This is a genomic window from Rhodococcus sp. P4_B6, from assembly GCF_056402215.1.
The window spans coordinates 1-7,087 of sequence record NZ_JBFUHV010000288.1 but is presented as its reverse complement, the minus strand read 5'-3'; the positions used below and the strand labels follow the sequence as shown (position 1 = coordinate 7,087).

At 68.4% G+C, this 7,087-nt stretch carries 9 protein-coding genes; 4 read left to right on the top strand and 5 right to left on the bottom strand.

Annotation, left to right across the window (positions count from 1 at the left end; genetic code table 11):
* Positions 1-1,553 (bottom strand): APC family permease (locus AC1DWT_RS48620; protein WP_477926003.1); only part of this gene is annotated, 1,553 nt, incomplete at its 3' end.
* Positions 1,554-1,715: 162 nt separating this feature from the next.
* Here AC1DWT_RS48620 and AC1DWT_RS48615 point away from each other — a divergent pair.
* Together AC1DWT_RS48615 and AC1DWT_RS48610 are read left to right on the top strand one after the other, a co-directional pair.
* Positions 1,716-2,381, top strand: coding sequence for a potassium channel family protein (locus tag AC1DWT_RS48615; protein WP_072942332.1), 666 nt, complete (start codon positions 1,716-1,718; stop codon positions 2,379-2,381).
* A gap of 64 nt (positions 2,382-2,445) precedes the next feature.
* Entirely contained in the window at positions 2,446-3,105 is a 660-nt protein-coding gene (locus AC1DWT_RS48610; protein WP_072942334.1) for a potassium channel family protein, read from the top strand.
* A gap of 78 nt (positions 3,106-3,183) precedes the next feature.
* Here the strand turns inward: AC1DWT_RS48610 and AC1DWT_RS48605 are convergent, their stop codons facing one another.
* Positions 3,184-3,864, bottom strand: a complete 681-nt coding sequence (locus AC1DWT_RS48605) for a DUF3159 domain-containing protein (protein ID WP_477926002.1) — start codon at positions 3,862-3,864, stop codon at positions 3,184-3,186.
* 28 nt (positions 3,865-3,892) lie between these two features.
* Complete coding sequence (locus AC1DWT_RS48600) at positions 3,893-4,270, bottom strand: OB-fold nucleic acid binding domain-containing protein (protein ID WP_043825920.1); 378 nt, start codon at positions 4,268-4,270, stop codon at positions 3,893-3,895.
* A 136-nt stretch (positions 4,271-4,406) separates the two neighbouring features.
* On the opposite strand from AC1DWT_RS48600, the gene AC1DWT_RS48595 reads away from it, so the two are divergent.
* Positions 4,407-5,120, top strand: a complete 714-nt coding sequence (locus AC1DWT_RS48595) for an alpha/beta fold hydrolase (RefSeq protein ID WP_072942338.1) — start codon at positions 4,407-4,409, stop codon at positions 5,118-5,120.
* Between the two features lie 48 nt (positions 5,121-5,168).
* Here AC1DWT_RS48595 and AC1DWT_RS48590 read toward each other — a convergent pair whose 3' ends face one another.
* Positions 5,169-6,035: a DUF3710 domain-containing protein gene (locus AC1DWT_RS48590; RefSeq protein ID WP_206015382.1), complete on the bottom strand. Its 867-nt coding sequence runs from the start codon at positions 6,033-6,035 to the stop codon at positions 5,169-5,171.
* A gap of 2 nt (positions 6,036-6,037) precedes the next feature.
* Positions 6,038-6,559, bottom strand: a complete 522-nt coding sequence (gene dut, locus AC1DWT_RS48585; RefSeq protein ID WP_174705494.1) for a dUTP diphosphatase — start codon at positions 6,557-6,559, stop codon at positions 6,038-6,040.
* 86 nt (positions 6,560-6,645) lie between these two features.
* Between dut and AC1DWT_RS48580 the strand changes: the two genes are divergently transcribed.
* Positions 6,646-7,087: DUF3093 domain-containing protein (locus AC1DWT_RS48580; protein WP_477926004.1), on the top strand; the 442-nt coding region annotated here is incomplete at its 3' end.

Sequence of the window (7,087 nt, the reverse complement as noted above, 5' to 3'; positions counted from 1 at the left end):
ATGTGCAGCTTGGAGACGAGCACGATGGAGTGCGTGCGGCTGGGCAGCACCCCGTCCCATTCCTGTTCCTCGAGTTCCCGCGCGACGCTGTCGTAGTGCTTCCGGATCATCTTCATCACGACGAAGATCGCGACCATGGCCACGATCGCGATCCACGCGCCTGCCGCGAACTTCGTGATGAGCACGATGATCAGGACGGCACCGGTCATGGCGAGGCCGATGGAGTTGATCACCCGGGAGCGCTGCATCCGCCGGCGCGAAGCGGGATCGTTCTCGGTCTTCAGATGCCGGGTCCAGTGCCGGATCATGCCCGTCTGGCTGAGCACGAACGAGACGAACACGCCGACGATGTACAGCTGGATCAGCTTGGTCACCTCGGCGCCGAACAGGACGACGAACGCGATCGCCGCCCCGGACAGGAACAGGATGCCGTTGCTGAACGCCAGACGGTCGCCGCGGGTGTGCAGCTGACGCGGCAGGTAGCGGTCCTGCGCGAGGATCGAGCCGAGCACGGGGAAGCCGTTGAAGGCCGTGTTCGCGGCCAGCACCAGGATCAGGGCCGTCACGATGGCGATGAAGTAGAACCCGATGGGGAAACCGCCGAACACCGTCTCCGCGATCTGCGCGATCAGCGTCTTCTGGTGATAGCCGGCCGGCGCGCCGATCAGCTGCTCGGCCGGGCTGTGCGCGTACACGATCCCGATCTTCTGAGCCAGGATGATGATGCCCATCAGCAACACGATGGCGATCGACCCCAGCAGCAGCAGCGTGGTCGCCGCGTTACGGGACTTCGGCTTCTGGAACGCGGGAACACCGTTGCTGATCGCCTCGACACCGGTCAGCGCCGCACACCCGGACGAGAAGGCCCGCGCGATCAGGAACGCGAACGCGATCCCGTACAGGTGTGAGTCCTCGGCTTCGAGTTCGAACCCGGACGATTCGGCGCGCAGGTCGTCGCCGAACACGTAGATCTGGACGAACCCCCACAGCAGCATCAGCGCCATGCCGGCGATGAACGCGTACGTCGGGATCGCGAAGGCGGCACCGGATTCGCGGATGCCCCGCAGGTTGATGGCGGTCAGCAGGACGATGGCCGCGACCGCGAACAGCACCTTGTGCTGGGCGACGAACGGGACCGCCGAACCGATGTTGGACGCCGCCGACGAAATGGACACGGCCACCGTGAGCACGTAGTCCACCAGCAGGGCGCTGCCGACGGTCAGACCGGCGGTGGGACCGAGATTGACGGTCGCGACCTCGTAGTCGCCGCCGCCCGACGGGTAGGCGTGCACATTCTGCCGGTAGCTGGCGACCACCACCGCCATCACGGCGGCGACGGCGAGCCCGATCCAGGGGGTGTAGGCGTAGGCGGAGATGCCCGCCACCGACAGCACCAGGAAGATTTCCTCGGGGGCGTACGCCACCGACGACATCGCGTCGGACGCGAAGACGGGGAGGGCGATTCTCTTGGGAAGCAGCGTGTGCCCGAGCTTGTCGCTCCGGAAGGGTCTGCCTAGCAGTAGCCGCTTTGTGGCGGTCGAGAGCTTTGACACTGCCAAAGCGTAAGCCGTCCGCAGAAAACCTGGACCCTCACCCACCAATGTGTCCGGATTGCGATCTCTGTCCCGGTTGCTCTTCCGTCCGGGCACTGTACGGTTCGATTCGGTACGCACGTACTCGAGACGTGAAACCAGAGCCCAGAAACGGAGTACAAGGTGTATGTGGTCATCATGGGATGCGGCCGGGTCGGCTCATCCCTCGCCGGCTCGCTGACCCGGATCGGCCACGAGGTCGCGGTCATCGATCGCGACCCCGCCGCATTCCTGCGCCTCGAACCCGACTTCCCCGGACACACTGTCGTCGGCATGGGTTTCGACCGTGACGTGCTGGTCAAGGCCGGTATCGAGCGTGCGGAGGCGTTCGCCGCCGTGTCGTCGGGCGACAACTCCAACATCATTTCCGCGCGGGTCGCCCGCGAGACGTTCGGTGTGGAACGCGTCGTCGCCCGGATCTACGACGCGAAGCGTGCCGCCGTGTACGAGCGGCTCGGGATCCCCACCGTCGCGACCGTCCCGTGGTCGACGGACCGGTTCCTGCACACCCTCACCCGCGACAGCCAGACCACCAAGTGGCGCGACCCGTCCGGAACGGTCGCGGTCACCGAGTTGTCCCTGCACGAGGATTGGATCGGCAGGCCCGTCGCCGAACTGGAGGCGGCGACCCATTCGCGGGTCGCGTTCATCATCCGCTTCGGCACCGGCGTCCTGCCGGACCGCAAGACGGTGTTCCAGGCCGACGACCAGGTGTACATCGCGGCCGTGTCGGGAACGGTGGCCGAGGCCGTGGCACTCGCGGGCAATCCCCCGCCTTCGGACAATTGAGACGGCAGCGAGCTGAGACGGCAGTGAGAATGTTCACGATCGACCACCCGAACGGAAGCAATCGATGAGAGTCGCAATCGCAGGAGCCGGCGCAGTCGGACGCTCGATCGCGCGCGAACTGGTCCGCAGCGAACACGACGTCATGCTGATCGAGCGCAAACTCGAGCACGTCGAGCAGGAGTCGGTGCCCGAGGCGACCTGGGTCCACGCCGACGCGTGCGAGCTGAGCAGCCTCGAGACGGCCTCCCTGGAAACCTACGAGGTCGTGATCGCGGCCACCGGTGACGACAAGGCCAACCTCGTCCTCAGCCTCCTCGCGAAGACCGAGTTCGGGGTCAGCCGCGTGGTCGCCCGCGTCAACGATCCGCGCAACGAGTGGTTGTTCGACGAGTCCTGGGGCGTCGACGTCGCCGTGTCCACACCTCGGATGCTCGCCTCGCTGGTGGAGGAGGCGGTGTCGGTAGGCGATCTCGTGCGGCTGATGACGCTGCGCCAGGGGCAGGCCAACCTCGTCGAGATCACGCTGCCCGACAACACGCCCCTCGCCGGGAAACCCGTCCGCAAGCTGCAATTGCCCCGCGACGCCGCGCTGGTCACCATCCTGCGCGGTGGACGAGTCATCGTGCCGCAGCAGGACGATCCGCTCGAGGGCGGTGACGAGCTGCTGTTCGTCGCCGCGGTGGACGTCGAGGACGACCTGCGCGCGGCGGTCGGGCTCTCGTAGCCGCCCGGCGCGAGCAGCGCCGAATTCTTCTCCGGCACAGTCGGTCAGCGCTCAGGCGGCCCCGGGTAGGGACCGCACTCAGGGGCGGTCGGTTTCCTCCCGGGGGCCGCCCGCTTCCGTGTCGTCGGTCGGTACGCCCGTGGCCTCGGTCGGACCCGGCTCGACGATCCGGTCGGCCCGGCGCACGGCCCAGATCGTCACCAGGAGAGCCAATCCGGCCAGCGGCCAGCCCATCGCGATGCGGGCGAACGCGAGCCAGCCGGTCTGGTCCGAATCATAGAGTTGCGACTRCACGAGGTATCGGGCCGCGAACACCAGCGCCCAGGCGGCGGTGGCCACGTCGTAGGCGCGCACAGCGCCGCGATGGCGCCGCCAGAGATTGCCGTGGCCGTTGAGGAAGCCCCAGATCAGGCCGACGAGCGGCCGGCGCACCAGAATCGAGACCAGGAAAACCGCCCCGTACGCGAGGCTCGTGTAGATGCCGAACAGGAAGTACCCCTTGGCATCGCCTGTGCGGTAGGCGATGAACGCGGAGATACCGACGCCGAAGAACCCGGACACCGCGGGCTGGATGGGGCTGTGGCGGACCAGACGCCAGACGAGAATCGCGACGGCGACGCCGAGGGCCGCCCAGATCGCCGGGCCCAGACCCCATACAGCGTTGACCGGAACGAAGACCAGGATGGGCAGGGTCGAATAGATCAGCCCGCTGATACCACCGAGCTGGTCGAGTATGGATTGCTGCTTCGTTTCGGTCACTCAACGAGAGTGCCACACAAGGCGGACCCTACGAGTCGCCGCGCAGCTCGTAATACGGGTTGAAGATCACCTTCTGGCCGTCGCGTTCACCGACACGTCCACGCACGAGCAGCGTCTTGCCCGGCTCGATACCCGGAATTCGCCGCCGCCCGATCCACACCAACTTGATCTGTTCCGTGCCGTCGAAGAATTCCGCCTCGATGCTGGCGTTTCCGGACTTCGGACAGGCTTCCACACTGCGGAGCCGTCCCAGCATGGTGACCTCTTCGCCGCGGCTGCAGTCGCAGGCACGTTGTGCGCCGGACGCCTGAGACGTCTCGGCCATTTCCTCGGCGTCCAGCTGCTCGAGGTCTTCGGTGAGCCTTCGAGTCAGCCGACGAAAATATCCTGCCGTGGCGGGTGCCATTGCGCGCTCCTGGAGCATGTGCGACGCGAGATCTTCGCGCCGCTCGTAGGGCTGTGTATTCGCCACTGTAGACCCATTGGTTCCCCGCAACCACACCACCGGGAGGCCGCTGTGACGCACCAGGCAGGATCAACTCATGCCCTCTGATGACCGGCCGTCCGTGGCCGTCGTGCTCCCCGGTACGGGGTCCGATGCGGACTTCGTCGCCCGTGCCTTCACCGAGCCCCTGACCAGCCGTGGAGTGCGTACGGTCGCAGTCGAACCCGATCCCCGGAGGGTCGTCGGCAGCTACCTCGACGCGCTCGACGGCGCCGCCGCACAGCACGGAAGAATCCTCGTCGGCGGGGTCTCCATCGGCGCCGCGGTGGCGTTGCAGTGGGCAGGATCACACCCCGATCGTGTCGCGGGGGTACTCGCGGCGCTGCCCGCGTGGACCGGGACCGCCGCGGACGCCCCCGCCGCCGCCAGCGCCCGGTTCACCGCCGCCCGGCTGCGGGCGGACGGCCTCGAACAGGTCACCGCCGAGATGATCGCCTCCAGCCCACCGTGGCTGGGCCGGGAACTGGCGAAATCCTGGCGATCCCAGTGGCCGCACCTCCCCGCGGCACTGGACGAGGCGTCGGAGTATCACGCGCCCGGTCTCGACGACCTCGAGCGCATCACGGCGCCGGTGGGCATCGCCGCCGCGACCGACGACGCCGTGCACCCCCTCGAGGTCGCCCGCACCTGGTCCGAACGACTACCGCACGCGGGCCTCGTCACGGTCACACTGGACGAGATCGGCGCCGATCCGGCGGTTCTCGGCTACACGTGCCTCAGCGCGCTGGACTCGATCCTGCACACGGCCTGAGCGTCGTCATCCCCGCAATCCCCCCGCAATCCCCAGCCGGACGCGGGCTCAGCGACCGAGTTGCTGCATCGCCGAACCCGATTCGCCGCGACGCTGCTGCGGCTGGGCCGGGGCCTGCGGCGGCTGCTGCTGCTCGCCCTGCGAACCCGGGGCCGGTTGCTGCGCCGGTTGCTGCGGAGCCGGTTGCTGCGGGGCGCCTCCCTGCTGCTGCGCCAGCTGCTGCTGGTGGGCGGCGGCCAGCTGCTGAGCGAGGGCGTCGGGCAGCACCACCGGCAGTGGGGTCCGCACCGGGTTCGGCTCGTTTCCCCGCTTCACCACGGTGTCACGCAGGATCGCCCGGGCGGTCGCGACGAGTTCCGAGTCGGTTGTGTTGCCACCGCTCGGTCCCGCGACCACGCAGCGCACCATCCACCGGTAGCCGTCGACGCCGATGAAGCGCAGGTCGGCGTTCGGGGTCACGGCGAACACCTCACGTCCCCACGGTCCGCTCTCGACGCTCACCGTCGCGTTGTCGTTGCGCAACGATTCGGCGAGGTCACCCGCGACCTCGCGCCACTGACCGGGAGATTTCGGGGCCGCATACGCGGCCACCGTGATGCGTCCGTGCTGGGTGACGAGATGCACGGCCTGCGGCGAACCGTCGGGCGCCATCTCGACCTGCAACTGGGCGCCCTGCGGCATCGGCACGAGGACCGAACCGAGGTCGAGGCGGGTCCCGACCTCGCCGACGGTGAGGTCGGCGCCCGACTCGAGGTCGTCGGCGTCGTACGGACCGCCGTCCACCTCGGTCACGGCGTCGTAGTCGTCCTCGTAGTCCGCGGCGTCGGCGTCGTCATCCGCGGCGTCCGTCTCCGCGTCCTCGAAGAAATCGGGCCGGTCGGCCTCGGCTTCCGCCTTCTTACGACGTCCGAACATGATCAGGCTCCTTCACTGGCATTGCCGACGAGGCTGGCGTGGCCTCCACTCGACCCGTGCCCGTCGCTGCCGCGGGTGGTGCCGTCGAGGGACTCGACCTCGACGAACGACACCAGTTCGACCCGCTGCACGAGCAGTTGGGCGATCCGGTCGCCCCGCCGGATCTCGATCGGGGTCTCGAGGTCGTGATTGATCAGGCACACCTTGATCTCGCCCCGGTATCCCGCGTCGATGGTGCCGGGGGTGTTGACCACCGACAATCCCGATTTGGCCGCCAGCCCGGATCGGGGGTGGATCAGCCCGACGGTGCCCAGGGGCAACGCGACCGCGATGCCGGTTCCGACGAGGACCCGGCGCCCCGGCTCGATGGTCACATCGGTGGTGCTGCAGAGGTCGACACCTGCGTCGCCGTCGTGCGCGCGCTGCGGAACCGGAATGCCCGGGTCCAGCCGCTGGAGGGCGACGGGCGGAATGGTGGGGGTCGCGGCGGGAGAATGGCCGGGAGATAGGTCGCTCACGTGCACCGAGCCTACTCTCAGACACCGACTATCCTGGTCGGGTGTCAGAAACGTCCCGGCCCGAAGTCGCGCCCACCGATAACGCCTCGCCCGTGCTGTACTCCGAGCGCCTGTGGGTGCCCGTCTGGTGGTGGGCAGTGGGCCTGTTCGTCGCCGGACTGCTCGCCGCGGAGGTGCACATGGGTGCGCCCGGCCTGCGCGCGTGGCTGCCGTACGTCCTGCTCCTGCCCCTGCCCGTGTGGGGGCTCGTCTGGCTCAGCCGCCTGCGGGTCGAAGTCGTCGAGGAACCGAGCGGCGTCCACCTGCGCGTCGGACAGGCGCATCTGCCGGTGGACGTCATCGCGCGGGTCGCCGAGGTACCGGGTTCGGCGAAGAGTGCGGCGCTCGGCCGTCAGCTCGACCCCGCCGCCTTCGTGCAACACCGGGTCTGGGTCAAGCCGATGGCACTGATCGTGCTCGACGACCCCGAGGACCCGACCCCCTATTGGTTGATCAGCACGCGCCGGCCCGCGGAGTTGCTGGCCGCGCTCGACC